This is a genomic window from Rhodoplanes azumiensis (genome assembly GCF_042682915.1).
GTDB lineage: Bacteria > Pseudomonadota > Alphaproteobacteria > Rhizobiales > Xanthobacteraceae > Rhodoplanes > Rhodoplanes azumiensis.
This window is the reverse complement of record NZ_JBHUIW010000003.1, coordinates 318,163-344,123: the sequence shown is the minus strand read 5'-3', so window position 1 is coordinate 344,123 and position 25,961 is coordinate 318,163. Positions and strand designations below refer to the sequence as shown.

Here is a 25,961-nt window from a genome sequence, read left to right as displayed (position 1 = left end):
CCGCGCATCGCGTCCGGCGCACGTGCTCGCCCGTCCCCTCGACCGCTCGGAGAACCGCCGATGAAGCTCGCTCTCGCCTTTGCGCTCGCCGTCGCGTCCGTGTCGGCCGCCCATGGCCAGACCGCGCCGGCGCCGCAGGCCGCGCAAGCCGCGCAGTCGCCGCAGCGCACGACGGCGACCTACGACGACTGGACGGTGCGTTGCGCCGTGGTCGAAGGCAGAAAGTCGTGCGAGATGGCGCAGGCCATGCAGATCAAAGGGCAGGCGCAGCCCGTGACCCAGATCGCCATCGGCCGCATCGCCAAGACCGACCCGATCAAGATGGTGTTCCAGGTGCCGATCGACGTGTGGCTGCCGAGCGGCGTGAAGCTCGTCGCCGACGACAAGGATCCGGGCATCGCCGCCGGCTATCGCCGCTGCCTGCCGGCCGCGTGCCTGGCCGAGGCCGAGGTCAAGGACGACGTGATCAGGAAGCTGCGGGGGCTCGCCGACAACGGCAAGCTGCAGTTCAAGGACGCGGCCCAGCAGGACATCGCCATTCCGGTGTCGTTCAAGGGATTCGGCCAAGCCTGGGACGCGATGACGAAGCCCTGATCACGACTACGCCCTGATCACGACGAAACACCGATCACGGCCGCAACGGCGCACCGCTCGGCGAGCGCCGCACGCTCCGGACATCGCCGCAGCGAGCGTCACCGGGCCGCGGTGCGCATCAGCTTGGGCGCGACCGCGTTCTCGGGATAGGCCGACACGCCGTCCGCCGCGAGGGTGAACAGCGGCGCGAACCGCGGCAGCGCGGCATCGACGCGCGGCTCCGCCCAGCGGTTGTCGAGCACGTGCCAGCGGTCGCCCTCGCGGACCGACAGGACCGCGTGAACGTCGCCGATCCAGCGGTCGTGGACGACGACGACCCGGAGGTCCGTCTCCGGCAGGCCCGCGGATCGCAGCACCGCATATTTGAGGATCGCGAAGTCCTCGCAATCGCCCTGCCGGTTCGCAAGCGTGACGAGCGGCGCCGACCAGCGATCCTGAACGCCGTGCTGGTCGAGATCGGTGACGAACCGGATCGCGTCGTTGACGGCCCGGTTGACCGTCGCCAGCCGGTCGCGGCCGTCCAGTCCCCGGGCGGTGTCGACCAGCGCGACGAAATCGAGGGCCGCGGCATCGTCGCATGCCGACGCGCGAGCGCGGCAGCCCTCGACCCGCGACGTCTCGGTCGCCATGGCGACCAGGATGTCGCGCCACTTGCTCCAGAGCCGGCCCTCCGGCGCACGCTCGACGGCGCGTCCGAACGGCTGGTCGGCTGCGACGATGGCGGACGGGCCGGGCAGCGAGACGGCTGCGGTGATCTGCGCTCCCGCGCCGTCGCGCGCCGCGAAGGCGAGCAGGCAGGCGCCGGCGATCGCGAGGCGCGCCAGCGCCCCGGCCCGGAAACGACTCGGCATGGTTCGAGTCCCTGTCTCGTCCGGGCCGTCGGCGGACGGTCTCGAGGTCGCGCGCCCGGATGAATCTCGTCTCGGGCATACCGCACCGGCTGCTCACCTCTGGTTAAGCGGGGTTGAACCGGCGTGAATACTCTCGGATGTGGTGCCGAAAGCCGAACCGGAGCGGGGCGAAATCGATTCCAATTGGCGACAAGTTCGACCGATCGCCCGCGGTGACGGAAATTGCCGTCTATGTGACAAAGTCACTCGCCGTGGCCGAGAACTCGCCTATGACCGATCTCCGAGCAGGGCCGTGCCGGTTTCGCGCGGCACGACGACCCTCCCATGACGCTCCGGAACTTCGAGAGAAAGGCGCGGCTCGTGCCGAACTCATGCGCGAGGCCGGCATGGCCATGGCCGAGGATCACGCCTCTTTCCGTATCCCGTCGATGGACACGTTGTTCCTGCAGCGCGAGTTCGGGGGCCTGCACCTGCTCGCCACCCGGATGCGGGCCCGGGTCGACCGGCGGGGAATCGTCTCGCCCCATCTTTGACCGCCGCATCGTCGACAGCAGCCCGGAGAGACCCAGCGATGGCCGAGACCCGACACGTCAGGTTCTGGAACCGGATCGCCGAACGTTACGCAGCGAGGCCCGTGAAGGACGAGGCCGCCTACGAGGCGATGCTGGCCGACGCCGCCGGACGGCTGCGCGCGACCGACCGCGTGCTGGAGATCGGCTGCGGCTCGGGCTCGACCGCGATCCGCCTCGCGCCTCGTGTGACGGAATGGATCGCGACCGACTTCTCGTCCGAGATGCTGCGCATCGCCCGCGCCAAGCCGGCGCCCGAGAACCTGCGCTTCGTCCTCGCCGACGCGCAGGACGCCTTCGCGGGCGGCCCCTTCGACGCGATCTGCGCCTTCCAGGTGCTGCATCTGGTCGGAGATCTCCCTGCGACGCTCGCCCGGATCCACACCCATCTGAAGCCCGGCGGCCTGATGATCTCGAAGACCTGGTGCTTCGCCGACATGGGGTTCAAGCTACGCAGCCTGTTCTTCGTGCTCGGCGCGCTGCGGGTGTTTCCGCCCGTGAACAAGCTGACCAAGGTCGCGCTGCGCGAGACCATCCGCGACGCCGGCTTCGAGATGGTCGACGAGAAGGTCTTCGGCAGGAATCCGGCCGGCCCCTACATCGTCGCGCGAAAGCCCGATCGGTCCTGAAGCGCCGCCGAGAAGCACCACCGGCGTCGGGCGTGGCGTTCGTCGACACGCTCGGCCGTGCCAGGCCGCCGAGGCCTCGACCGCCGGACACCTGGTCAGTCGGAGCCGTCGCTCCGGCGAGCGGACGGTGCGGGACGTGTGGCGGGTTCGGCCGTCCCAGCCGCTTCCTCCGTCGCATTCTCGACCGCCCTGCCCGGTCCGAGCCGCCCGCAATGACCGCGGCGCCGGCGCATGCCGCGGCCGCAGCACGGCACCGCACCGTCCTCCGCGACGCGCGCCGGGCCGCCCTCGATGCGGAGCGCCCAGCCCTGGATCAGCGCCGTCGCGACCGTGGTCCGCGCCTCGGCGATCAGCCGCGAGAAGGTCGGCCGCGAGACGCCCATCTGCGCGGCGGCGGCGGCGTGCTCAAACCCCTCCGCATCGGCGAGGCGCAGCGCCTCCAGCGCATCGAGCGTGAGCACGATCTCGTCGAGATCGCGCCGCGGCACGCCGGCCGGCTTGTAGACGCGGGCCGGAACCGGCTCGCGGACCGTGCGCAGCTTGCGGGGACGGGGCATCGGATCGGGGATCCTCTATTGAACATATGCTCATAATGCGCTAAGGTCGATCATATCACGGTCGGCGACGTGGACGGCGCGTGACGTCCCCGCCACCGACGCAGGCCCGCGGCAGACCGCGCCCGCCCGCAACGACGCGGGTCCGGGACCGCATGCCGCCGCTCCGATGCCGGAGACGATTCCGAAGCCGTGCGGCGCCCGGAACGGCGCGGTGCGCGCCCTTCGACGCCCACGAGGATGACCCATGACCACCGTGCCCGCCGCCGACCCGAGCCGCCGTGATTTCCTCTATCTCGCCACCGGGGGCGTCGCCGCCGTCGGCGTCGGTGCCGCCGTGTGGCCGCTCGTCGACCAGATGAATCCCGACCGCTCCACCATCGCGGCCGGCGTGCCGATCGAGATCGGCCTCGCCGCCATCGCGCCGGGCCAGATCATCAGCATCTTCTGGCGCGGCAAGCCGATCTTCATCCGTCACCGCACCCCCGACGAGATCGCCAAGGAGCAGGCGACGAAGCCGTCCGAGCTGATGGACCCGCAGTCCGACGCCGATCGCGTGAAGGCGGGGCGCGAGCAGTGGCTCGTCGTGTTCGCGAGCTGCACGCATCTCGGCTGCATCCCGCTCGGCAAGCAGGGCGAATGGGGGGGCTGGTTCTGCCCCTGCCATGGCTCGCAATACGACGCCTCCGGCCGCGTCCGCCACGGACCGGCGCAGCTCAACCTCCCGGTGCCTCCCTATGCGTTCGTGAACGACACGACGATCCGCATCGGCGAGGTGGCGTGAGATGACGGCAGTGACGACGACCCCTCCTCCCGACCGTCGGCGGAGCACCGCCGCCCGGCCCTTCGTGAACCGATCCTTCGTGAACCGATCCTTCGTGACACGTGCAACTTCGTGACAGGAGCACCGACGTGAGAATCGCGGTCGCCAGCCAGAACTTCCGAACCGTGACGGGCCATGCCGGCAAGAGCCGGCGGTTCCTGGTGTTCGAGGCGGAGCGCGGCGCGCCGCCGCGCGAGGTCGCGCGCCTCGACCTGCCGAAGGAGCTTTCCATTCACGAGTTCGCCTGCGACGGCCCGCATCCGTTGTTCGCGGTCGATGCCGTGATCGCCGGCAGTGCCGGCGCGGGCTTCGTTCGCCGCATGGCCGAGCACGGCGTCACCGCGGTCGCAACCGCGGAACCCGATCCCGCCACGGCTGTCGCCGGCTTCCTGGACGGCACGCTCGCACCCGCCGGCCCGCACGAGCACGCGGCACACGAGCACGCGGCGCACGATCATGGTGCGCACGCGAGCAGTTCGGGTCCGAGCGGCGCACGTGATCAGGAGCACGAGGACGACTGCGCCGACTGCTGCTGCGGGCACATCTGATCCCGCCGCGCGCGTCCGCATCCAGTCAGGGGGCAGTCATGAAGGATCGGCAGCTGGTGGCGGCCCTCGCGGAGGTCCTCGACCCGGAGCTCGGCATGAACATCGTCGACTTCGGTCTCGTCTACCGGGCCGACCGGACGCCCGACGGCATCGTCGTCGAGATCGGCGTGCCGTCGACCTGTCCGGCCGCGCGGCGGCTCGGCGAGCAAGCGAGGCTGGCCTTGGGCCGGCATTTTCCGAACGTCCGCGACATCGCGGTCGACGTCCGCACCGACAAGCCATGGTCGCCCGACCGGCTGACCGAGAATGGTCGGCGCACGTTCTTCTGGGGCCTGCAGGCCGACGAAGCACGGCTCGCGGACGACACCGTCCTCGCACCGTCGCCGTTCGACCAGAGCCACTGACGCTCGTTCGCGACCGACGCGCCGTGCAGCCACCGAGGCGGGGCCATGAGAGAATTGTCGCTGGACGGTGCCCTGGACGGCGGGCGGCATCGCATGCGCGTGCGCGTCTACATCGAGGACACCGACTTCTCCGGCATCGTGTATCACGCGAGCTATCTGCGGTTCCTCGAACGCGCGCGCACGAACTACATGCGACTGCTCGGGGTGCACCAGCACAGGCTGTGGGACGGCACCAACGAGTCTCCGCCGCGGCACGCCTTCGTGGTTCGCGCGATGACGCTGGAGTTCCTGAAGCCCGCCGTCATGGACGACCTGTTGACCATCACGACCGCGACCGACGCGGTGGGCGGCGCATCGATGATGCTCGCGCAGACCATCACGCGAGGCGCCACCCTCCTGATCGAGGCCCGCGCGCGCATCGCGCTCGTCTCCGGCGGCCGCGCGAGACCGTTTCCGAAATCCCTGCGTCTGGCCCTCCAGATGATCGAGGACCGGCGCCGACCGGCGAACCTCGTTCCCACCTGATGAACGACTTCCAAGCTGCAGAGTCACGACCACGTCCGCGGGTCGGCTTCCGCTCGCACCACGCGCGTCGCGCGTCCGAGACGAGAGTGAAGGGATCTTACGGATTGACGAGTTTTCTGCGGCATGAAAGTCATATTCGCATCGTAGAATGCGTCTGAGCCGAACCAAACCCTGTCGGATCTGATCCGGCACAGGCGCGACGCCGACACGTGACACGACGCCCGAGCACGACGCTCCGAGTACGACGCTCCGAGCACGGCTTTCCGAGCACCACGGTCCCGGCACGACGGCCCGACCGTCCGCACACAACCTCTCGTCCGCGCCCCTCGGCCGAGACACGCGCGCTTCCGCAACGACGCGATCAGAGAGCTTCCGATGATCGATCAGACCTTCGTCGAACTGTCGCGATGGCAATTCGCCGCCGTCGCCATGTACCACTTCATCTTCGTTCCGCTCACCATCGGCCTGATCTGGATTCTGGTGATCATGGAGTCGGTCTACGTGATGACCGGCAAGCAGATCTACCAGGACATGTCGCGGTTCTGGACCAAGCTGTTCGCCATCAACTTCGCGCTCGGCGTCACCACCGGCCTGACGATGGAGTTCCAGTTCGGAACCAACTGGGCCTACTACTCCCATTACGTGGGCGACGTGTTCGGCGCGCCGTTGGCGATCGAGGGCCTGATGGCCTTCTTCCTGGAGTCGACATTCGTCGGCCTCCTGCTGCTCGGCCGCGATCGGCTCTCCAAGGTGCAGTATCTCCTGGTCGTGTTCCTGACGGCGCTGGGCACCAATCTGTCCGCGCTGTGGATCCTGGTCGCCAACGCCTGGATGCAGAACCCGGTCGGCGCCGAGTTCTCGGCCGAGACGATGCGGATGGAGATGACCGACTTCGTCGCGGTCCTGTTCAATCCGGTCGCGCAGGTGAAGTTCATCCACACGGCGGCCGCCGGCTACGTGACGGCGAGCATGTTCGTGATCGGGATCTCGGCCTGGTATCTGCTCAAGCGGCGTGACGTCGCCTTCGCCAAGCGGTCCTTCGCGGTGGCTGCCGGCTTCGGCCTCGCGGCCTCGCTGTCCGTCATCGTGCTCGGCGACGAGAGCGGCTACGAGCTCGGCGACGTCCAGAAGATGAAGCTCGCCGCCATCGAGGCCGAGTGGCACACCCAACCGGCCCCGGCGAGCTTCAACGTCGTCGCGATCACGGATCAGGACAAGCGCGAGAACAGCTTCGAGATCAAGATTCCCTGGGCGCTCGGGCTGATCGCGACCCGGTCGATCGACAAGCCGGTGCTCGGCATCGACGAGCTCGTCGCCCATGCAGAGACGCGCGTCCGGTCCGGCGTCGTCGCCTATGCGATGCTGGAGAAGCTGCGCGCCGGCGACAAGGAGGCCGAGACACGCGCGAGCTTCGACCGCCACAAGAAGGATCTCGGATACGGTCTGCTGCTCAAGCGCTACGTCGACGATCCGGCGACCGCGACCGACGACCAGATCCGGCAGGCCGCGTGGGACAGCGTGCCGCGCGTCCCCTACCTGTTCTGGAGCTTCCGCATCATGGTCGGGCTGGGCTTCCTAATGCTCGGCCTGTTCGCCGCGTCGTTCTATCTTCTGGCGCGCCGACGGCTGGAGAAGAACGCCTGGCTGCTTCGGGTGCTGGTATGGTGCATTCCCCTGCCCTGGCTGGCGAGCGAGACGGGGTGGTTCGTCGCCGAGTACGGCCGGCAACCCTGGGCGATCGGCGAGGTGCTGCCGACCTTCCTGGCCACCTCGGCCCTGACCACGACCGACATCGTCACCTCGATGGCGGCCTATCTGATCTTCTATTCGATCCTGCTGGCGATCGAGCTCTACCTGATGGTGCGCTTCGCACGGCTGGGGCCGAGCTCGCTCCACACCGGGCGCTACCATCACGAGCGCGCCGACACGCGGGCCGACGCCGCGCCCGCGCCGCGCCTCGTTCCCGCCGAATGACCCAGGACGCCGCCGAAAGGATCCTGCGATGCTCGACTATGAGACCCTGAAGCTGGTCTGGTGGGTGCTGGTGGGCGTGCTGCTCATCGGCTTCGCCATCGCCGACGGCATGGACATGGGAGTCGGCATGCTCCTGCCCTTCGTCGGGCGCGACGACACCGAGCGCCGCGTCGTCATCAACACGGTCGGCCCGCACTGGGACGGCAACCAGGTCTGGCTGATCACGGCTGGCGGCGCCATCTTCGCCGCCTGGCCGGCCGTCTACGCGGCGGCCTTCTCGGGTTTCTACCTCGCCATGCTGCTGGTGCTGGTCGCGCTGTTCTTCCGGCCCGTCGGCTTCGACTACCGCTCGAAGCTCGAGGATCCGCGCTGGCGCAACGCCTGGGACTGGGGGCTGTTCGCCGGCGGCCTGGTGCCGGCCCTGATCTTCGGCGTCGCTTTCGGCAACCTGCTGCAGGGCGTGCCGTTCCATCTCGATTCCTTCCTCAAGCCGCACTACGAGGGCACGTTCATCTGGGCGCTGTTGCCGCTGCTCAACCCGTTCGCGCTGCTCGCCGGGCTGATCAGCGTCGCGATGCTCGCCCTGCACGGCGCGCTGTGGCTGCAGATCCGCACCGACGGCGCCGTCGCGGCGCGGGCGAAGTATGCCGTCTCGCTGCTCGCCCTGGTCGTGACCGCCGCCTTCGCGCTCGGCGGGCTGTGGGTGTGGTTCGGGATCGACGGCTACCGGATCGTCTCGGAGCCGGCCCATTCGGCCCTGCCGAACCCGCTCGCCAAGGAGGTCGTCCGCGAGGCGGGCGCGTGGTTCGCCGTCTACGCCACCCTGCCGGTCGCGATGCTTCTGCCGGCGACCGGGCTCCTCGCCCCGCTGGCGGCACGCGCCCTGTCGGCGATGAATCGCCCCGGGCTCGGCTTCGTGGCGAGCAGCCTCGGCATGACCGGCATCATCGGCACGGCCGGCGCGGCGATGTTCCCGTTCGTGATGCCGTCGAGCGCGGAGCCCAATTCCAGCCTCACGGTCTGGGATGCGCCGTCGAGCCAGTTGACGCTGACGATCATGTTCTTCGCCGTCGTGATCTTCCTGCCCGTCGTCCTCGGCTACACGCTGTGGTGCTACCGCGCGATGTGGGGCAAGGTCACGGTCGCGGAGATCGAGGCCAAGAAGTACCACGCGTACTGAAACCCGGAACGGAGCCGACCATGTGGTACTTTGCCTGGATCCTCGGGGTGACGGCGGCGCTCGCCTTCGGCGTCATCAACGTGATGTGGTACGAGTTCCAGAGCGAGTTCGAGCCGCCGGACGGCGGCCGGATCTGATCGCGTTCTGGACGCAGCAGCCGAGCCGGTGACCGCGAGAGCCGATACTGACTATCTCCGGCGCCTTCGACCGATCGCGCGGCGCGAGTTGCGCCTCGCGATCTCGGCCGGGCTCGTCGGCGGCGTCGCCGTCGTGGCGCAGGCGTGGCTGGTCGCCACGATCCTGCACGACGGGTTGTTCGAGGGGCGCGTCACGGAGTCGCTCCGCATAACGGAGTCGCTCGGCGCGCCGCTCGCGCTCCCGTTCACGCTCCTCGTCGCCGCCGTGCTGCTGCGCGCCGCCGCCGCCTGGGCGGCCGACCGGTTCGGCTTCTCGGCGGCGATGCGAGTGGTTCCCGCGCTGCGTGCCACGCTGCTCGCCAAGCTCGATCGCGCCGGCCCGGCCGGGCTCGCCGAGCGGCCGTCCGGCGAGATCGTCGCGATCCTCTCCGAAGCGGCGCGCGGCGTCGAGCCGTTCTTCTCGCGCTATCTGCCGGCCGTCGTCCAGGCCGCCGTGATTCCGCTCGGCATTCTGCTCGTCGTCGCGCCGCTCGACTGGATCTCGGCGCTCGCCTTCGCCGTCACGGCGCCGCTGATCCCGGTCTTCATGGTGCTGATCGGCAAGGGCGCCGAGGCGCTGAACCAGCGCCAGTGGGGCCGCATGCAGCGCATGTCCGGCCATCTGCTCGACGCGATCCAGGGGCTGCCGACGCTGCGCGCCTACAATGCCGGCGCGCGGATGGTCCAGGCCGTCGCCGCGGCCGCGGACGCCTATCGGCGCGACACCATGGCGGTGCTCCGCCTCGCCTTCCTGTCGGCGCTCACGCTCGAGTTCTTCGCCACCGTGTCGATCGCCATCGTCGCGGTGCTGATCGGCTTTCGCCTGCTGTGGGGCGACATGAGCTACCGGCACGGCCTGTTCGTGCTGCTGCTGGCGCCGGAGTTCTACCTGCCGCTGCGTGCCATGGGCACGGCCTATCACGCCCGCATGGAGGCGCTCGCCGCGGTGGAGCGGCTGGCCGCCTTCGAGGCCCTGCCGGATCTCGCCCGCACCGGCCGGCCCGCCGGATCGACCGTGACGGCGTCACACGAGCCGTCACCACCCGTCTCGTCGCCGGCCGGCACCACCGTCGCGGTCCACGACGTGCGGCTCGTCTATCCGGACGGGCGCGTGGCGCTCGACGGCGTGCGCCTCGACGTGGCGGCGGGTGAGACGGTGGCGATCGTCGGCGCCTCCGGGGCCGGCAAGTCGAGCCTGCTCGCGCTGCTGATGGGCTTCGTCCGGCCGAGCGCCGGCCACATCCTGATCGACGGCCGCGACCTCGACGCCGTGGACCTCGCCGGCTTCCGCCGGCGCATCGCCTACATCCCGCAGCACCCACGCCTGTTCACCGGGACCGTGGCCGCCAACATCGCGCTGGGCGACCCCGTGCCCGACCGCGACCGCATCCTGCGGGCCGCCCGGGAGGCGGCGATCGCCGAGCGGATCGCCGCCCTGCCCGACGGATTCGACACCGTGGTCGGCGGCGGCGGCCATGCCCTGTCGGGCGGCGAGGCGCAGCGGCTCGGCCTCGCCCGCGCCTTCTACCGCGAGGCGCCGCTCGTGCTGCTCGACGAGCCGACCGCCCACCTCGACGCCGAGACCGAGGCGGTGGTGCAGCAGAGCCTCGCGCGGCTGCGCCACGGCCGCACCATGCTGGTGATCGCCCACCGGCTGGCGACGCTGCGGCACGCCGACCGGATCGTGGTCCTGGAGAACGGCCGGATCGCCGAGGCCGGGTCCGAGGCGGACCTGCGCGCCGCCGACGGTCGCTTCGCCGCGCTGCTGCGGTCGGCCGGCATCGTGCCGGGATGGATGGGCTGAGCATGACCGTCGTCCTGCGCCTTCTCCGGCTGATGCGGCCGCATGCCGGCTGGATGGCCCTCGCCGTCCTGCTCGCCGCGATCGTCGGGCTGGCCCAGGTGGCCCTCATGGCGACGGCCGGCTGGTTCATCACCGGCATGGCGCTGGCCGGGGCGGCCGGCGCGACCATGAACTACTTCACGCCCGCGGCCGTGATCCGCGGCCTGGCGATCATCCGCACCGCCGGCCGCTATGCCGAGCGGGTGATCGGCCACGAGGCGACGCTGCGCTTCGTCGCCGGCCTACGGCCGTGGCTGTTCGCGCGGCTGGAGCACGGCGCCCCGGGCAACCTCCGCGGCCGGACGGACGGCGATCTGCTGACGCGGCTGCGCGCCGACATCGATCGGCTCGAGCACGCGTTCCTGCGCATCGTCGGGCCGCTCGCCGCGGCGCTCGCGGTCGCGGTGCCGTCGATCCTCGTGATGGCGGCCTACGACCGGCGGATCGCCGCCCTCGCGGCCGTGCTGCTGGCCGGCGCCGGCCTTGTCCTGCCGGTCGTGCTGCTGCGCGCCGGCGCCCCCGCGGCCGTTCGGCTGACGGCCGGGACGGCGGCGCTCGGCGCGCGTCTGGTCGACGAGGTCGAAGGACTGGCCGAGCTCGCCGTCTACGATCCCGACGGGCTGCATCGCCGCGCCACGCTGGCCGCCAGCGACGCCCTCGTCGCCGACGAGCGCGTGCTGTCCGACACCGCGGCGTTGAGCAGCGCCGGGCTGCTGCTCGCCGGCCATGTCCTGCTGGTGGCGGTCCTGCTGCTCGGCCTGCCCGCCGTGTCGGCCGGGACGCTGGCGCCGGCCGACCTGCCGATGCTGGCGCTGCTCGGTCTCGCGCTGTTCGACGCCGTCGCCGCGGTCCCGCTCGCCGTGCAGGCGCTTCCCGCCGTCGTCGCGTCGGCCGGCCGGGTCTTCGAGATCGCCGACCGGCCGCCCGCCGCCCCCGACCCGGCCGACCCCGATCCGGTGCCGCAGGGCACGAGCCTTCGTCTCGACGGCGTCTCGTTCCGCTATCCCGGCGCAGCGCACGACACGCTCGACGGCGTCACGTTGGACATGCCGGCCGGCCGACGGATCGCCGTGGTCGGGCCGAGCGGCGCGGGAAAATCGACGCTGGCGCAGCTCGCGATGCGGTTCGACGTCCCGCAGGCGGGCGGGCTTCTGCTCGGCGATGTCCCCTATGGCCGCCTGACCGGCGCGGCGGTGCGCAGCCGGATCGCGCTCGTCGGCCAGCGCGACCACCTGTTCGCGACGACGATCCGGGACAATCTGCTGATCGGCGATCCGAACGCCGACGAGGAGCGTCTGCGCGAGGCGTGCCGGATCGCGCAGATCCTGCCCTTCGTCGCGGCGCTGCCGGAGGGCTTCGACACCTTCGTCGGCGCCCACGGCACCAAGCTCTCGGGCGGCGAGATCCGACGCCTGCTCGTCGCCCGCGCCCTGGTCGCAGGCCGGCCGATCCTGATCCTCGACGAGCCGACCGAGGGGCTCGACCCCGACACCGAGGCGCGGCTGCTCGACGCGCTGCTCGACGCCCCCGGCATCGGGTCGCTGCTGCTCCTGACCCACCGGCCGGCGCGGCTCGATCGCATGGACGAGATCATCCGGCTGGAGGGCGGGCGGGTGATCTCGCGCTTCGACCCGCGAACGACGACCGGCGCCGACGCCGGCGGAGCCCACAGCCGTCCCGGACCGACGACGCGACCGACGTGAGAGGACTCGACGGTCGGGGCGATGGGCCGAGCCGGCCGCTCGAATTCATCTTCGGCGCGGCGCCCCCCGACACGGCGGGCGCCGACCGCATCCGGACGGGCGGAGCGTCAGGCCTTCGAGACGGCGCAGGTCTTGATGCCGATGATCGAGTAGAGCGGGCAGCGCGCGATCGCGGCGGTGACGAGTGGAACGACGCCGATCCAGGCCCAGACCGGGCCGCCGGCCAGCGCCCACGCGATCAGGCCGGCGCCGAGAACGGCGCGCAGCACCCGTTCGATCAGTCCCATGTTCTTCGCAAGCATGTCGTCCTCGCTCGTTGTTGCCTCGGTCCAATGAGCGAGATCTAGGCTGCGCGACGCCGGCGGTCTGTGACCAAGTCACCCTGGCGGCCGGCCGGGAGCCGACCTCCTCGGCCGGAGCGAGTCGTCGCGCAACGTGAACGTCCGATCGAGAGGATCGCGCCGTCGAACGTGACCGACCGGCGATATTATATATCGACAACTATCGACTGGGCTGACGTTGACCTGACGACCCCTTCCAACGACCTCGTTTCGGCTCATTGCAATCGACGCGCCACCATCGTCCGCGCGCCGCTCGGCACGGGCGTCCTACCGACCGCCGCCCGTCCCGATGAGGCGCAGCGCGACGGCCGGACCGCCGTCGCGATCCGTCGCCCCGGCCGGATGCTCCGGCCGGAGTGACAGCGAGGCTTTCTCCCGATCCGCGGCTCTCAGTACTTCACGCCGCCGCCGGCCGGAGCCGGCGCCGCCGATGCCGACGCCGCGCCGGCCGGCACCAGCACGGTCGGCTTGTCGTCGTCGGTCATGGCGAACGTCACCTGGTCGCCGTTGCCCAGATAGGCCGTGTCCTTGGAGCGGAACCGCGCCGTGCCGCTGACGATGCCGATGCCGGCCTCCTGCAGCTTGCGGGCCGTGAGAATGCCGGTGCAGTGATTGCAGGCGACCTTCTCGAAGCCCCATTTCTTGAACACGGCGACGAGGTCGTCGTATTTCGGATCCCACTCCTCGAACGGCGATACGTGCAGGCCGCCATAGAGGCCGTAGAGCTTCTTGGCCTCGACGGCGCGCTGCGCCACCGACGCGAACTGCAGGATGCCCTGATGGCAGCAGCCCGTGATGGTGACGAGGCCGCGGTCCTTCACGTTGAAGAACAGCGACTGCTCGCCGAACACCCGGCAGATGATCGGGGTCTGGAAGTTGTAGAGCGCGGCGCCGGGGAACAGCACGGTGAGGCCGGGCTGCGTCTCGATGCGCTCGCCGCGATGGCCGGCGACGTTGAAGTAGTCGAGGCCCTCGGCATAGAAGCCCTTCGGATAGTAGGTCTTGATCGTCGGGGCGTACTTGAACACGACCGGCACGCCCCAGAAGTGGTCGAAGTGCTCGTGCGAGACGATGAAGATGTCGATCTTGTTCTCGGCCAGCATCTTGTCGATGCCCTCGCGCTGGAACGACTTGTCGATCCAGTCGAAGGACCAGCCGGAGTCGAGCAGGATCCGCTTGGTCTCGCCTTCGAGCGTCTCGACCTCGATGAGCGCCGAGAAGCCGCCCGAGTTGAGGGGGTTGACGGCGTTCTCCATCTGGAACGCCCAGGCCTCCTCCAGATTGGCCTTGGCCAGATAAGGCTGGATGTTGCGCACGCCCTGCTCGTAACTGCCCTTGCCGAGCTTGCCCTTGACGTCGGTGAACGGCGCCCAGTTGTAGGTGTACTGGTTGACCAGCAGGCCGCCGGCGCCGCGGATGTCGTTCATCAGCGTCTTGTTGTCGAACCAGCTCGTCTCGCTGATGTTGGTCACCTTGACGCTCTTGACCTCGCCGATCTGACGGCGGGTCGGCTCGGCCTTGACGAAGTGGCGCTGGCGCCACGGCGAGTACGAGTACACGCCCATGGTGCCGACGGCGCCGGCGAGCGTGCCGGCCGCCACGCCGCCCGCGAAGGTGCGGCGGCTGACCTCGGGTTTCTGTTCGGACATGACGAAGCTCCGTGTCGTGACAGGGGCGCGGCGCCGACGCGCGGCGCCGCATACCTCCGTCACAGGAAGACCAGGTTCATCTTGCCGACGATCGGCAAGAGCGCGACCACGGCGAAGTAGAGCGCGATGCCCACGCCGATGCCGACCACGAAGCCGGCGCTCATCTTGAGGGTGCCTGACATGACGGGTCTCCTCATTCGGCCGGAACGGCGGCGATCTGCGGCCGCACGGGCGCGGCGTCCTCGGCGGTCCGCGGGACCGTCAGGCGCCAGGCCGGCCAGTTGTCCATGTACCAGTGATGCAGCAGCATCACGTTGATGAGCCAGATGGTCGGGATCATCGGGAACTGCTCGGGCTGCGACACGCCGCGCTGGGTTCCGAGGGCGAGGTGGCTGATGTTGTAGTAGACGATCATCAGCGCGACGCCGCCGATCGCGACGATCAGGGTTCTGAGCGCCACGTTGACGGGCGTCGAGAACCGGGTCGGCCGGTTGCCGCAGTAGAAGTGGAGATAGAGCGCCGGCAGCAGGAAGAAGATCATGATCTCGCCGACGTGCAGCCACCGCCAATCGGGTGCGTTCTCGTTGCGGGTGCCGCGGATCACCGGCCCCATGTAGAGCTCCAGCGCGAAGTAGAAGAACAGGTGGAACGCCCAGGCGATCGCCACGATGCCGAAGAAGGTGACGACCCGACGCGTCCAGGCGTGCCTGATCAGCTTGAACGGCCAGCGCTCCCACACCGTCTCGACCAGCCAGACGACGACGGTCGCGCACATGATCCACGAGATGTGGAAGTTGCCGCTGACCGTGTTGGCGAACTCCTCCCAATAGGGGGGCGACACCGCGGTGAACTGCTGCCACGGATAGTAGAGGATGCCCATGTGCGGATGCATGGTGACGAAGTAGAGCACCGTCGAGAGGAAGAACGTCACGATCAGGATCGTGATTCCCTGCACGGGCTGGGGCTCGTTCCGCCACGGCGCCCGCTCCATGCCGACCACCCAGGCCGGCGACAGCCAGCTCGCCAGGGCGGCGAACATCAGGATCGCCAGCGCCGCGTACTCCTCGGCGAAGAACCGGGTCATGCGCGGAAAGGCGGCGGTGCGGTGCGGGTTGAAGTAAGTGATCCCGAGCGAGCCCAGGAACCACTGGAAGAAGCCGTGGATCACCAGCATCATGATGGCGACGGCGACCGGCAGGGCGATCATCGCCTTGACGAGTGGATGCCAGGTCTCGAGCTGCGCGCGGCGCATCGGCCAGAACTGGAAGATGTAGACCATCCAGATCAGGATGATGAGCAGCCAGCGTGTGTACATGTAGCCGACATACGGCGTGTAGAGCCGCATGATCCCGCGCGGATCCTGGAAGATCCACCAGGTCGCGAAGAACACGGACAGCAGGCAGACGACGTTGACGGCGTGCGTGACGGGCCACGGCCAGCGGGCGGTCAGCTTGCGCTCCTCCAGCCACCCCTCGCCGTACCGCTCGGTCGCGGTTCCGGATTGAGCCCCCATATGGGCCTCCCTGGGTAGGTTCGACACAGTGCTGTTCGACACAGCTCGGACGCCGTGGCCCGTGTCGGTCGGCTGTCGTCGGGGGATGCGTCAGTCGGTCGGCGGCGCGGCCTTGGCGAAGATCGCCTTGCAGATCTCGAGATCGGTTCGGTTCTCCATGCTGATTCCGTACCGGCGGGCCTCGTCGGCGAGGAACGGTCGCGCCTCGTTCACCAGCGCACACGCGATGTCGTAGGAGGCGAACGGGTCGTCGGGGGTGTCGGACGTGATCGTCTCGCCGGAATCCCGGGCGGGCGCGCCGGCGAGGCGGAAGGCGAGGAAGGCGCGGCGGGTGACCGGCGCGGCGCTCATGCGCGACCTCCCTCGCCGAACGGCGGGCGCGACGGCGCGGGCTCGTCGCGCCCGGCGACGCCGACCTCGCCCGCGTGGCAGCCGCACATCGCGCCGATCGGCGGCAGTCGCCATCCGGCGGCCTCCCACCAGGAGGCGAGATCGAATGGGCCAACCTCGGGCGGCCGGTCCGATCCGGCGTGCCACAACCGCAACCGGCCGCCGACGGCGTCGTCCGGTCGGGGCAACGCCTGGCGCTGCCGGTCCAACGGAACCCCGAAGCGCGGTAGCCCGGTCACGCGGATCTCGAGGGCGGACAGGTCCGGGTCCGGACGGACTGTGACGCTCTCACCACGACCGAGATGCCACACGAGGCCCGGCGCCGACCGGATCTCGATGCCAGCCGGCGACTGACGACCGACCAGAGCATGGGCGCAGACCAGAAGATCGACGATCGGAGCCGACAGGGCGGTCCCGGGCACCGACCGGCGCCGGCGCGGTCCGCACGCCGACGTCTCGATCTCGCACCAGACATCCTGCGTAAACAGAGTGAGGTCGAGCCAGCCGCCGGCCCGCGGCACCAGTCGGATCGTGCCGACGTGATAAAGGCTCGGATCGAGATCGCCGACCGCGCTCACCGCAGGCGTGCCGGTGCGATCGAACACGGCCGAGGTGCGCGCTTCCTGCTCCCAGGCCGTGAAGGTCGGGAAGACGGTCTCGTCAGCCGGATCGGGGAAGCAGCGGATCGCCAGCTCGATCCCGTCGACGAGCGTCGAGCCCCCGTCGTCGCAGGGAACCAGCACGAGCTCGAAGGCGTCGGTTCGCCCCGCCAGCCAGACATACCAAGCAGGCCAACCGTCGGCGCGGCGACTGACCGCCTTCAGGCCGAGCTTGCGCTTCGCTGCGGTGCTGGTTCCGACGAACGCGAGCAACCCCGCGATCGTCGCCTCGGCGAAGCCGACGGCATCGGTCGCGATCCTCTCCTCGAACAGCTCGGCCCGACCCAAGCCGGTGCGCATGGCGCACCTCCCGACGGAGATATGAAGAACGGTATCTGATCACGCACACATTCAACCGACCGCATCGTTGATCTGAATCAGGATCGTGTCGCGCTCGTTACGATGTCCGGAACGTTTTCGGCATCATGAATTCGTCTGCTCGCGTGCCGGCTCGCCGGCGTCGTCGGCACGACGCGTTCCGGCAGACGATCGAACGGCGAGACGGCGCGCCGACGCAAGACTCGTGAGAGCGCCGAACTGCTTCATCCTGTGGGACAAGTGCCGCGATCGATGCCGCGCGTCGCGACCGTCACGTGCCGTCCGGATCGGACGTGAGCGGCGCGTGGACGGGCTCGCGCAGGGCCGACTTGTCATGAAAAGCGCGCGTGATCCGGGAGAATACTGACACGGCGGAGATCCCGCCCTCGCCCGTGACCGGACACTGCCGCGGATCGTCGGCGAGAAGCACCGTCTCGCGCGCTCGCGATCTCCGCCGGAAGGGCCGCGGTGCGTTCGCGCGTCGCGGACCGGCGCGCGGGCTCAATCGGCCTGGCCGGGCTTTCCTGTCGGCCCGGAGGCGCCGTCGCCGTCCCAGCAGAGGACCGCCCGCAGGCCGCGTCGATCCGTGCGGTTCACCAGCAGCAGCCGGGCGCCGGCACGGGCCGCCGCCATGGCCGCGATGGTCAGCCCGAGGCCGGTGCCGGAGCCGCTCTTGTGGCGGCCGCGCCAGAAGCGCCGGGTGACGAGCGCGAGCTCCTCGTCGGGAATGCCCGGTCCCTCGTCCTCGACCCTAAGCCCGAGCCGGTCGGGCATGGGCGACCAGACGATCCGGCCGCCGTCCGGCATGTGCACGACCGCGTTCTCGTGCAGATTACGCAGCACCAGATGCAGCGTCTCGCGCTCCGCCGGAAGCCGCAGGCCGTCGAGCGCCGGGTCGATCGTGACGGCCGTACCGGCCGGCGCAACCAACGCGGCGACGACCTCGCGCAGCACTGCGCCGGCATCGGTCGTATCGCCGGCCCGGGCCGCCGGCATCGCCTCCAGGCGGGCGAGCGCCAGCAACTGGCGCGTCAGTCGCGTGGCGCGATCGACCGAGACGATGATCTGGCGCAGCGCACCCTCCCGGGTCGCACCGTCGGGCGCCGCCAGGGCGATCTGGGCCTGCGTCTTCAGTCCCGCGAGCGGGGTGCGCAGCTCGTGCGCCGCGAAAGCCGTGACGTCTCGCTCGTACCGACGCGCCGCTTCGACCTTGCCGAACAGCCCGTTGAGGGCCGCGAGCAGCGGGCGCACCTCGGCCGGCGCACCGCCGACCGGCACGGGTCGCATGTTCTCCCCGTCGCGCGCCGCGATCTCGCCGGCCAGCGCCTCGAGCGGACGCAGCCCACGCCCGAGGCTCACCCACAAGAGCCCGCCGAGCAGCGGCACCACCAGCAGGATCGGCGCCAGCATGCCGACCAGAAGATCACGCACCAGCCGATCGCGCAGCCCGAGGCGATCGCCGACCGCGACGCGGACACCCTTGTCCCGATCCACGATGGTGTAGACCCGCCAGGTCTCGCCGTTCACCTGCCGGTCCGAGAAGCCGTCGTGGTCGGCCGCCATCCGCCCGTCCGGCGCCCCCGACGAGCGGGCGACGAGACGCCCGTCGAGCGACCAGATCTGGCAGGAGAGCTGCCGCGCATAGCCGGTCTCGTCGAGCCCGGCCACCGCCGTCGCCGTCATGGCGGAGCCGGCGAGCGAATGGACCATGCGGGCCGCCTCCTGCAGCCGCGCGTCGAGCACCCGCTCGAGCTCGGCCCGGCTGCCGAACGAGATCCAGGCGACCGCGGACAGCCAGATCGCCCCGGTCGCGGCGAGCAGGAGAACGAACAGGCGGCGCTTGAGCGACGTCATGCCGGTCCCCGCATCCGATAGCCGAGGCCCCGCACCGTCTCGATCGTGCCGCGTCCGATCTTGGCGCGCAGATTGTGGACGTGGACCTCGACGGCGTTGCTCTCGATCTCGTCGCCCCAGCCGTAGAGCCGATCCTCGATCTCGCTTTTCGAGCGGATCACGCCGGGCCGCTCCATCAGGGCGCCGAGCACCGCGGCCTCGCGGCGCGACAACGCCACCGCCGCACCCGCCACGGTGACGATCAGGGTGGCCGGATCGAGCACGACGTCGCCGGCGGTCAGCACCGGGCTGGCGCGGCCGCCGCGCCGGCGCACGATGGCGCGCAATCGCGCCGCGAGCTCGTCGAGATCGAACGGCTTGCCGAGATGGTCGTCGGCGCCGGCGTCGAGGCCACGCACGCGATCCGCCGTCTCGTCCAGCGCGGTGAGCAGCAGCACCGGGGTGGCGTCGCCGCGCCGGCGCATCTCGGCGAGCACGTCGAGACCGGATCCGTCCGGCAGCATCACGTCGAGCACCACGGCGTCGAACCGCGCGCCGGCGAGCGCCGCGTGCGCATCGCCGCAAGTGGCGACACGGTCGATGGTCGCGCCGGTCAGGCCGAGCCCGACCTTGAGACCATCCGACAGCACCGGATCGTCCTCGACGACGAGGATGCGCATGCGATCTCCCTGCCCTCCTGCCGCCCTGCTCTCCTGCGGGCACGCGGCGGCAGGCGCGGTCGTCGCCGTACCTCCTAGGTCCACCTTAAGGCTGGCTTAAGGTGGGCATGGACCTCCTGGACCGGCACGGGTCACGGAGGGCACCGCATCATGAGGGAAACGTCCGAACGGGTCGCGGCCCGGCTGATCGGCGGCCTCGCCGCCGTCATGGCGATGGCGTGCCTGCTCACCGAGCCCGCGGCCTCCGAGCCGCTGCCGCCGCCCGCCGACCAGGTGTTCACGCTCGCCGTCCGGCGCACCGACGACGCGGCGCTGGCGATCCGCATCACGGCCGCGCCCGGCCACTATCTCTACCGCGACGGCATGCTGGCCGTTCTGGACGGGCGCCCGCTGCCGCTCGTGCTGCCGGCCGGGACCGAGAAGGACGACCCGAATTTCGGGCTCGTCGAGATCTATCACGGCGCCGTCGACGCACGGCTACCCGACGCGCCGTCCGCCGGTCGGCTGCGGGTGTCCTACCAGGGCTGTGCCGAGGCCGGCATCTGCTATCCGCCGCTCGCCAAGCTGATCGACCTCTCGACCCTCGCGATCGGCGACCCGCCGCCCCGCACACGCGCGCGCGACGACATCGCCGCCGCGCCGACCGTGCGCCCGGCGGCCGACGCGGCGTCGCCGGCGGCGCCCCCGGCCGGCGACGCCGACGACCCTACGGCCGGCCTGATGGCCGGCCGATGGGTTCCGATGCTCGCCGCCTTCCTGGCCTTCGGCGTGCTGCTGGCGCTGACGCCGTGCGTCTTCCCGATGATCCCGATCCTCTCCGGCATGCTGGTGCGCTCCGGCGAGGCGCTGTCGCCGCGCCGCGGGTTCGTGCTGTCGGCGGTCTATGTGCTGGCGATGGCCGGCGCCTACGGGGTGCTCGGCCTCGCCGCCGGCTGGTCGGGCGCCAACCTCCAGGCGGCGCTGCAGACGCCGTGGGCGATCGGCCTGATGGCGGCGGCATTGACGGCGCTCGCCCTGTCGATGCTGGGGCTCTACGAGATCGCGCTGCCGGTCGGCCTCGCGACCCGGCTCGGCGCGGCCCGCGGCGGCGGCGGCACGGTCGCCGGCGCGGCGCTGCTCGGCTTCGCCTCGGCCCTGGTGGTCGGCCCGTGCGTCACCCCGCCGCTCGCCGCTGCGATGCTCTACGCGGCGCAGACCGGCGAGGCCGGCAAGGGTGCCGCGGCACTGTTCATGCTCGGGCTCGGCATGGGCCTGCCGCTGGTCGCCGTCGGCACCTTCGGGGCGCATGTGCTGCCGCGCTCGGGGCCGTGGCTCGCCCGGGTGAAGCAGCTCTTCGGCGTCGTCTTCCTCGCGGCCGCCGCCGCGCTGCTGACGCGGATTCTCCCCGGGCCGGCGGCCCTCGCCGTCTGGGGCGTGCTGGCGCTCGCCGCCGCGGTCTTCCTGGGCGGCTTCGACCGCCTCGCTCCGGCGACGCCCTGGCAGCGGCGGATCGGCAAGGCCGGCGGCCTCGCGGCGGCGACCTACGGCATCCTGTTGCTGGTCGGCGCCGCCGGCGGTGCGGACGACCCGCTGCGCCCGCTCGCCTTCCTGGCCGGCGGTCGCACGTCCGACCCGGACGCCGCCTCCGCCCGGACGCGGGTCGCCTCGCTCGCCGCATTCGACCGCGCCCTGGCGACACAGGCGGGCGGCGGGCCGGTGCTGGTGTCGTTCACGGCCGACTGGTGCACGGTCTGCCGTTCGAACGAGGCGGTGATGGCCGAGCCGGCGCTGCGGGCGCGGCTCGCCCGCCTGCCGGTGATCGCCGCCGACGTCACCCACTACGGAACCGACACCAAGGCGCTGATGGACCGCTTCGCCGTGGTCGGCCCGCCGACCCTCTTCCTGGTCGACGGCGCCGGCCGGGAGATCCCGGGCACGCGGCTCGTCGGACCGTTCACGGCCGACGAGATCGGCCGCCGTCTCGCCCGCGCCGCGGGCGGGGCGTGATCCCCTTCACCCGACCGGATCGGAGACCTCGATGAGACGCAGAGACGTGATGCTGCTCGCCGCCGGCGCGGCCCTGGCCGCGACCGCACCGGGGCGCGTGCGCCCCGCCGCCGCGCAAGCGATCGACCGGAACGCGATCCTGCGCGATCCGGAGGCCCCGACCTTCGGCAACCCGACGGGCGACGTCACCCTGGTGGCGTTCTTCGACTACAACTGCCCGTTTTGCAAGAAGGCCGAGCCCGACCTCGAGCGCGCCGCGACAGAGGACGGCCGGATTCGGCTGGTGTTCAAGGACTGGCCGATCCTCACCGAGGCGTCGGTGGTCGGCGCCAGGCTGGCGCTCGCGGCCGCCTATCAGGACGGCTACGCGCTCGTCCATCGCGCCCTGATGGCGATTCCGGGCCGCCGGGTTCCGGAGGAGCAGATGCGCGAGGCCGTGCGGAGGTCGGGCGTCGATCTCGCGCGCCTGCAGGCCGACCACGACCGCAACTCCGACAAGATCACGGCCCTGCTCCGCCGCAACGCCGCCCAGGCCGAGGCGATCGGCCTGCAGGGCACGCCGTCCTACCTGATCGGACCGTTTCGCACCTCGACCCTCGATTACGCCGGCTTCAAGCAGGCCTTCGCCGAGGCACGCCGCCGGCAGGCGGCGCCGTGATCGTCGGCACGCCCTCCTGTGGTCACGACGCGTCTCGTCTTCGACGACGAGCAGCCGCTCCACCAATCGCTCGGCGATCGCGCCCCGACGGTTGTGTGGCGTTCCGGCCAGGCCGCCGAGGCTGTGGACATGATGGACGACGCTCCCGCGTTGCCCCCAGGCCCACAGCCACAAAAGCCGCAGGGGACCGAACGGCAGCATGATATCAGAAGATCGGAGCGGCCGAGTTTCCAACCGAGAACGCCGCGCCAGTGGTCTTCGGTACCGGATCCACGTCAGGGGCGGACCGCGGTCGTCGACCCTGCAGTCAGCTCGGGACTCGACAGCAGCGGGTCCGGCCTCGCCAACTTATTGAATTCGTTGTTATTTCTTGAATGTGGTAGCGGAGGAGGGACTCGAACCCCCGACACGCGGATTATGATTCCGCTGCTCTAACCAGCTGAGCTACTCCGCCGCCGTCGGCCGGACGTGGCGAACCGCGCCTCGATGCGCGGGGCGCTGCGAGGCACGGGACGCCGGTCGATGCCCGATCGGGCCGGCTCCCCGGACGATCCGCGCGGCGTCTCCGCCTGACGGAATCACGTCGGGGAAGGCTCCTTAGCACACCGTCCGGACCGCGCGCCAGACCTAGGGCATCGGATCCGGTTTGCCAAGAGGGATGCGGGGCGGGGAGGAGCATTGCGGACCTGCCCGCCGGTCCGGGCGAGCCCCGTGAACTGGCCGTTCATCGACGAACGCCCCCAGCGGAGGCCGAAGTCCGGTTTCGGCGCTGCGCCCCCCCCCCCCCGGACTGACGGGCTCGACCGAGCCGTCGCCCCGACTGCGACCATGCGCGCATGCCGTGCCGACCGGTGGCGTCCGGTCGCGCGAGCCCGGTGGCTGGAGGGCGCGCCCTGGTATAGATTTCGGAGGAATTTCGTCCGCCGAAGGTCATACCATGCGTAAGGTCTCGATCATCGTCGCCGCCGCCCTGGCGGTGCTGACCATTGCGATCCTCGTGCTCGATATCGTGCTGCCGGCCTACACGGGGATTCTCCACGCCGTCACGCTGCCGCTGATCGCCGCGCTCGCGGTGTTCCTCTTGATCGCCATCCTGCTCGATCGCGGCCGGCGCGCCGCCGTCCCGGCCGCGGCGGCCGCCGAGATCGCTGCCACGCTCGCGCCTCCTGCCCGGCTCGCGCCCTCCGCCGCGCCGCCGCCGGACAACCGGCACGCGGCCGAGGTGGTGAGCTTCCTCGCGCTGCTGCAGGAGAAGGGCCGCCTCGTCGACTTCCTGATGGACGACATCACCGGGTACTCGGACGCCCAGGTCGGCGCCGCGGCGCGCGTCGTCCACGAGGGCTGCAAGGCGGCGCTCGCCGAGCATCTCGTCGTCGAGCCGATCCGCAGCGAGAGCGAGGGCGACAAGGTGGTCGTCCCGACCGGCTACGCGGCCGACGATTATCGCCTTGTCGGCAAGATCACCGGGCAGGCGCCGTTCACCGGCACGCTCGTCCATCACGGCTGGCGGGTCGAGCGGGTCGCGCTACCGCGGCTGATCCGCACCACCGACCGGCTGCCGACCATCGCGCCCGCCGAGGTCGAGCTCTCCTAGCGCGGTCCCGGCCGCGCGCCTTGCGGTGGCCCCGGGCAGCGGCACGGAAGCGCCGCGCCGTTCGCCCGTCGCGATTTCGAAAAGACCTTTTCCATGGATTTCTTGCCATGACAAACCCGACCCCGCGCTACAGCCTGGGCATCGATCTCGGCACCACCAACAGCGCCATGGCGCTCGCCGAGGCGGACGGCGCCGGCTCCGACGTCGTCGCCGTCACGCAGATCCTCGGGCCGAACCAGATCGGCGAGGCGCAAACGCTGCCCTCCGCCCTCTACATCCCGCATCCGGACGAGTTCCCGAAGGACGCGTTCCCGCTGCCCTGGCGGTCGAAGACGGACGGCGATCCGGTCGTGATCGGCCGCTTCGCCCGCGACCACGGCGCCCTGGTGCCGGACCGGCTGATCACCTCGGCGAAGTCGTGGCTGTCGAATCCGCACATCGATCCGCGCCAGCCGGTGCTGCCGTGGGGCTCGGAGATCGCCGAGACCAAGCTCTCGGCCTTCGACTGCGCGCGGCGTTGCCTCGCCCACATCCGCGAGAGCTTCGCCGTGGCGATGGCGCCGCGCGGCATCGCGCTCGCCGACACCCAGGTGGTGCTCACCGTGCCGGCGTCGTTCGACGACGTCGCCCGCAACATGACGGCCGACGCGGCCGCAGCCGCCGGCTTCGGCGACGTGGTGCTCTTGGAGGAGCCGCTCGCCGCCTTCTACGCCTGGACGGCGCAGACGGGTAAGGACTGGCGTGCCCAAGTGCGTCCCGGCGACATCGTGCTGGTCTGCGACATCGGCGGCGGCACCGCCGACTTCAGCCTGATCGCCATCGCCGAGAAGGACGGCGTGCTCGACCTCGAGCGCATCAGCGTCGGCGAGCACATCCTGCTCGGCGGCGACAACATGGATCTGGCCCTCGCCTACACGCTGCGCGCCGTGCTCGAGGACGCCGGCAAGACGCTCGGCGACACCCAGTTCCTCGCCCTCGCCCACATGGCGGGCCGCGGCAAGATCGCCCTGTTCGAGGACGACGCGCTCGCCGAATTCCCGATCTCGGTTCCGGGCCGCGGCTCCAGCCTGCTCGGCAAGACGCTGGCGGTGACGCTCGACCGCGCGATCCTGGAGCGCGTCGTCGTCGACGGCTTCTTTCCCCTCACCGCGATCGACGATCTGCCGCGCACGACGCGGCGCACCGGGCTGCAGGAGTTCGGCCTGCCCTATGCGTCGGACCCGGTGATCAGCAAGCACCTCGCCCGGTTTCTCACGCGCAGCCGCGAGAACGTCGAATCGAGCGAGGCGCTGCAGGCCCTGGTCGGCCCGGCGGCCTTGCAGCGGCCGTTCATCGCGCCGACCGCGGTGCTGTTCAACGGCGGCGTGTTCAAGTCGGCGCCGGTGCGCAGGCGGCTCCTCGATCTGCTCGCGTCGTGGACCGGAGGCGAGGCGGTACGCGAGCTCGCCGGCGACCAGCCCGATCTCGCGGTCGCCAAGGGCGCCGCCGAATACGGGCGCAACCGCATCACCGGCAAGGGCCTGCGCATCCGGGCCGGCGCCTCGCGCTCCTATTACATCGGGCTCGAAACCTCGATGCCGGCCGTGCCCGGCTTCAGCCCGCCCCTCAAGGCGCTGTGCGTCGTGCCGCAGGGCATGGAGGAAGGCACCGAGGCGGTGATCCAGGGGCGCGACCTCGCGCTCGTCACCGGCGAGACCGCGGAGTTCCGCTTCTTCTCGTCGGAGGTGAGGTCGGGCGACGTGCCGGGCCAGATCGTCCCGAACGCCGAGCGCGAGCTTCTGGAGATCGCCTCGCTGGAGGTCGACCTCGCCGCCGCCGGCGACATCCCGCCCGGCCAGGCCGTGCCGGTCGAGATCAACGCGGTGGTCACCGAGCTCGGCAAGCTCGAATTGTGGATGAAGCACACCAACTCCGACCGCCGCTGGAAGGTCGAGTTCGTGGTGCGGACGGAGTGAGCAGGTGGGGCG

Annotated in this window: 26 protein-coding genes and 1 tRNA gene; 16 read left to right on the top strand and 11 right to left on the bottom strand. The window is 70.7% G+C overall.

The genetic code is table 11. From position 1 onward, the window contains the following. The first annotated feature begins 60 nt into the window (after positions 1–60). Positions 61–594 carry an invasion associated locus B family protein gene (locus ACFSOX_RS05155; RefSeq protein WP_378476709.1) on the top strand — a complete coding sequence of 178 codons (534 nt, stop codon included), beginning with the start codon at positions 61–63 and terminating at the stop codon, positions 592–594. A gap of 98 nt (positions 595–692) precedes the next feature. Here ACFSOX_RS05155 and ACFSOX_RS05150 read toward each other — a convergent pair whose 3' ends face one another. Further along, the gene (locus ACFSOX_RS05150) at positions 693–1,445 is read right to left on the bottom strand and encodes a transglutaminase-like cysteine peptidase (protein WP_378476708.1); all 753 of its coding nucleotides are present in this window, start codon (positions 1,443–1,445) and stop codon (positions 693–695) included. 386 nt (positions 1,446–1,831) lie between these two features. Between ACFSOX_RS05150 and ACFSOX_RS05145 the strand changes: the two genes are divergently transcribed. Both ACFSOX_RS05145 and ACFSOX_RS05140 read left to right on the top strand, forming a co-directional pair. Then, positions 1,832–1,978, top strand: a complete 147-nt coding sequence (locus ACFSOX_RS05145; RefSeq protein WP_378476707.1) for a hypothetical protein — start codon at positions 1,832–1,834, stop codon at positions 1,976–1,978. 38 nt (positions 1,979–2,016) lie between these two features. Beyond that, complete coding sequence (locus ACFSOX_RS05140) at positions 2,017–2,643, top strand: class I SAM-dependent methyltransferase (protein WP_378476706.1); 627 nt, start codon at positions 2,017–2,019, stop codon at positions 2,641–2,643. 95 nt (positions 2,644–2,738) lie between these two features. Here the strand turns inward: ACFSOX_RS05140 and ACFSOX_RS05135 are convergent, their stop codons facing one another. Continuing rightward, a complete protein-coding gene (locus tag ACFSOX_RS05135; RefSeq protein WP_378476705.1) occupies positions 2,739–3,200 on the bottom strand; it encodes a DUF134 domain-containing protein in 462 nt (153 codons plus the stop codon). Between the two features lie 244 nt (positions 3,201–3,444). Between ACFSOX_RS05135 and petA the strand changes: the two genes are divergently transcribed. The 9 genes from petA (at position 3,445) to cydC (ending at position 12,373) form a co-directional block, all read left to right on the top strand. Further along, positions 3,445–3,981 carry a ubiquinol-cytochrome c reductase iron-sulfur subunit gene (gene petA, locus ACFSOX_RS05130; protein ID WP_378476704.1) on the top strand — a complete coding sequence of 179 codons (537 nt, stop codon included), beginning with the start codon at positions 3,445–3,447 and terminating at the stop codon, positions 3,979–3,981. A 128-nt stretch (positions 3,982–4,109) separates the two neighbouring features. Then, entirely contained in the window at positions 4,110–4,568 is a 459-nt protein-coding gene (locus ACFSOX_RS05125) for a NifB/NifX family molybdenum-iron cluster-binding protein (RefSeq protein WP_378476703.1), read from the top strand. 38 nt (positions 4,569–4,606) lie between these two features. Continuing rightward, positions 4,607–4,972: a metal-sulfur cluster assembly factor gene (locus tag ACFSOX_RS05120; protein WP_378476702.1), complete on the top strand. Its 366-nt coding sequence runs from the start codon at positions 4,607–4,609 to the stop codon at positions 4,970–4,972. Between the two features lie 93 nt (positions 4,973–5,065). Next, positions 5,066–5,497 carry a YbgC/FadM family acyl-CoA thioesterase gene (locus tag ACFSOX_RS05115; protein ID WP_378476701.1) on the top strand — a complete coding sequence of 144 codons (432 nt, stop codon included), beginning with the start codon at positions 5,066–5,068 and terminating at the stop codon, positions 5,495–5,497. A 375-nt stretch (positions 5,498–5,872) separates the two neighbouring features. After that, on the top strand, positions 5,873–7,471 hold the full coding sequence (locus tag ACFSOX_RS05110) for a cytochrome ubiquinol oxidase subunit I (RefSeq protein ID WP_378476700.1): 1,599 nt from the start codon (positions 5,873–5,875) through the stop codon (positions 7,469–7,471). Positions 7,472–7,499: 28 nt separating this feature from the next. Continuing rightward, a complete protein-coding gene (gene cydB, locus ACFSOX_RS05105; protein ID WP_378476699.1) occupies positions 7,500–8,651 on the top strand; it encodes a cytochrome d ubiquinol oxidase subunit II in 1,152 nt (383 codons plus the stop codon). 20 nt (positions 8,652–8,671) lie between these two features. Beyond that, entirely contained in the window at positions 8,672–8,788 is a 117-nt protein-coding gene (gene cydX, locus ACFSOX_RS05100) for a cytochrome bd-I oxidase subunit CydX (protein ID WP_111359246.1), read from the top strand. A gap of 88 nt (positions 8,789–8,876) precedes the next feature. After that, positions 8,877–10,631: a thiol reductant ABC exporter subunit CydD gene (gene cydD / locus ACFSOX_RS05095; protein WP_378476698.1), complete on the top strand. Its 1,755-nt coding sequence runs from the start codon at positions 8,877–8,879 to the stop codon at positions 10,629–10,631. A gap of 2 nt (positions 10,632–10,633) precedes the next feature. Next, positions 10,634–12,373 (top strand): thiol reductant ABC exporter subunit CydC, encoded by a 1,740-nt coding sequence (gene cydC / locus ACFSOX_RS05090; RefSeq protein WP_378476697.1) that lies wholly within the window; start codon positions 10,634–10,636, stop codon positions 12,371–12,373. A 107-nt stretch (positions 12,374–12,480) separates the two neighbouring features. On the opposite strand, the gene ACFSOX_RS05085 is transcribed toward cydC, so the two are convergent. From ACFSOX_RS05085 to ACFSOX_RS05050, 8 genes are all read right to left on the bottom strand, one after another. After that, positions 12,481–12,675 carry a YgaP family membrane protein gene (locus ACFSOX_RS05085; RefSeq protein ID WP_378476696.1) on the bottom strand — a complete coding sequence of 65 codons (195 nt, stop codon included), beginning with the start codon at positions 12,673–12,675 and terminating at the stop codon, positions 12,481–12,483. Positions 12,676–13,103: 428 nt separating this feature from the next. Beyond that, a complete protein-coding gene (locus tag ACFSOX_RS05080; RefSeq protein ID WP_378476695.1) occupies positions 13,104–14,363 on the bottom strand; it encodes an MBL fold metallo-hydrolase in 1,260 nt (419 codons plus the stop codon). A gap of 59 nt (positions 14,364–14,422) precedes the next feature. Next, positions 14,423–14,545 carry a hypothetical protein gene (locus tag ACFSOX_RS05075; protein WP_378476694.1) on the bottom strand — a complete coding sequence of 41 codons (123 nt, stop codon included), beginning with the start codon at positions 14,543–14,545 and terminating at the stop codon, positions 14,423–14,425. A gap of 11 nt (positions 14,546–14,556) precedes the next feature. After that, positions 14,557–15,876 (bottom strand): hypothetical protein, encoded by a 1,320-nt coding sequence (locus ACFSOX_RS05070; RefSeq protein ID WP_378476693.1) that lies wholly within the window; start codon positions 15,874–15,876, stop codon positions 14,557–14,559. A gap of 90 nt (positions 15,877–15,966) precedes the next feature. After that, positions 15,967–16,227 carry a hypothetical protein gene (locus ACFSOX_RS05065; protein WP_378476692.1) on the bottom strand — a complete coding sequence of 87 codons (261 nt, stop codon included), beginning with the start codon at positions 16,225–16,227 and terminating at the stop codon, positions 15,967–15,969. Beyond that, the gene (locus ACFSOX_RS05060) at positions 16,224–17,225 is read right to left on the bottom strand and encodes a hypothetical protein (protein WP_378476691.1); all 1,002 of its coding nucleotides are present in this window, start codon (positions 17,223–17,225) and stop codon (positions 16,224–16,226) included. Before ACFSOX_RS05060 ends, ACFSOX_RS05065 begins: the two co-directional genes overlap by 4 nt. Before the next feature lie 519 nt (positions 17,226–17,744). Beyond that, positions 17,745–19,097: an ATP-binding protein gene (locus ACFSOX_RS05055; RefSeq protein WP_378476690.1), complete on the bottom strand. Its 1,353-nt coding sequence runs from the start codon at positions 19,095–19,097 to the stop codon at positions 17,745–17,747. Further along, positions 19,094–19,756: a response regulator gene (locus tag ACFSOX_RS05050; protein ID WP_378476689.1), complete on the bottom strand. Its 663-nt coding sequence runs from the start codon at positions 19,754–19,756 to the stop codon at positions 19,094–19,096. Before ACFSOX_RS05050 ends, ACFSOX_RS05055 begins: the two co-directional genes overlap by 4 nt. A gap of 150 nt (positions 19,757–19,906) precedes the next feature. On the opposite strand from ACFSOX_RS05050, the gene dsbD reads away from it, so the two are divergent. Both dsbD and ACFSOX_RS05040 read left to right on the top strand, forming a co-directional pair. Further along, on the top strand, positions 19,907–21,742 hold the full coding sequence (gene dsbD / locus ACFSOX_RS05045; RefSeq protein ID WP_378476688.1) for a protein-disulfide reductase DsbD: 1,836 nt from the start codon (positions 19,907–19,909) through the stop codon (positions 21,740–21,742). Positions 21,743–21,773: 31 nt separating this feature from the next. Beyond that, positions 21,774–22,400 (top strand): DsbA family protein, encoded by a 627-nt coding sequence (locus tag ACFSOX_RS05040; protein ID WP_378476687.1) that lies wholly within the window; start codon positions 21,774–21,776, stop codon positions 22,398–22,400. 377 nt (positions 22,401–22,777) lie between these two features. On the opposite strand, the gene ACFSOX_RS05035 is transcribed toward ACFSOX_RS05040, so the two are convergent. Next, positions 22,778–22,854 (bottom strand) — tRNA-Met (locus tag ACFSOX_RS05035). A gap of 483 nt (positions 22,855–23,337) precedes the next feature. Between ACFSOX_RS05035 and ACFSOX_RS05030 the strand changes: the two genes are divergently transcribed. Continuing rightward, positions 23,338–23,994, top strand: a complete 657-nt coding sequence (locus tag ACFSOX_RS05030) for a DUF2760 domain-containing protein (protein WP_378476686.1) — start codon at positions 23,338–23,340, stop codon at positions 23,992–23,994. A 107-nt stretch (positions 23,995–24,101) separates the two neighbouring features. Further along, entirely contained in the window at positions 24,102–25,949 is a 1,848-nt protein-coding gene (locus ACFSOX_RS05025; RefSeq protein ID WP_378476685.1) for an Hsp70 family protein, read from the top strand. The last annotated feature ends 12 nt before the right edge of the window (positions 25,950–25,961 follow it).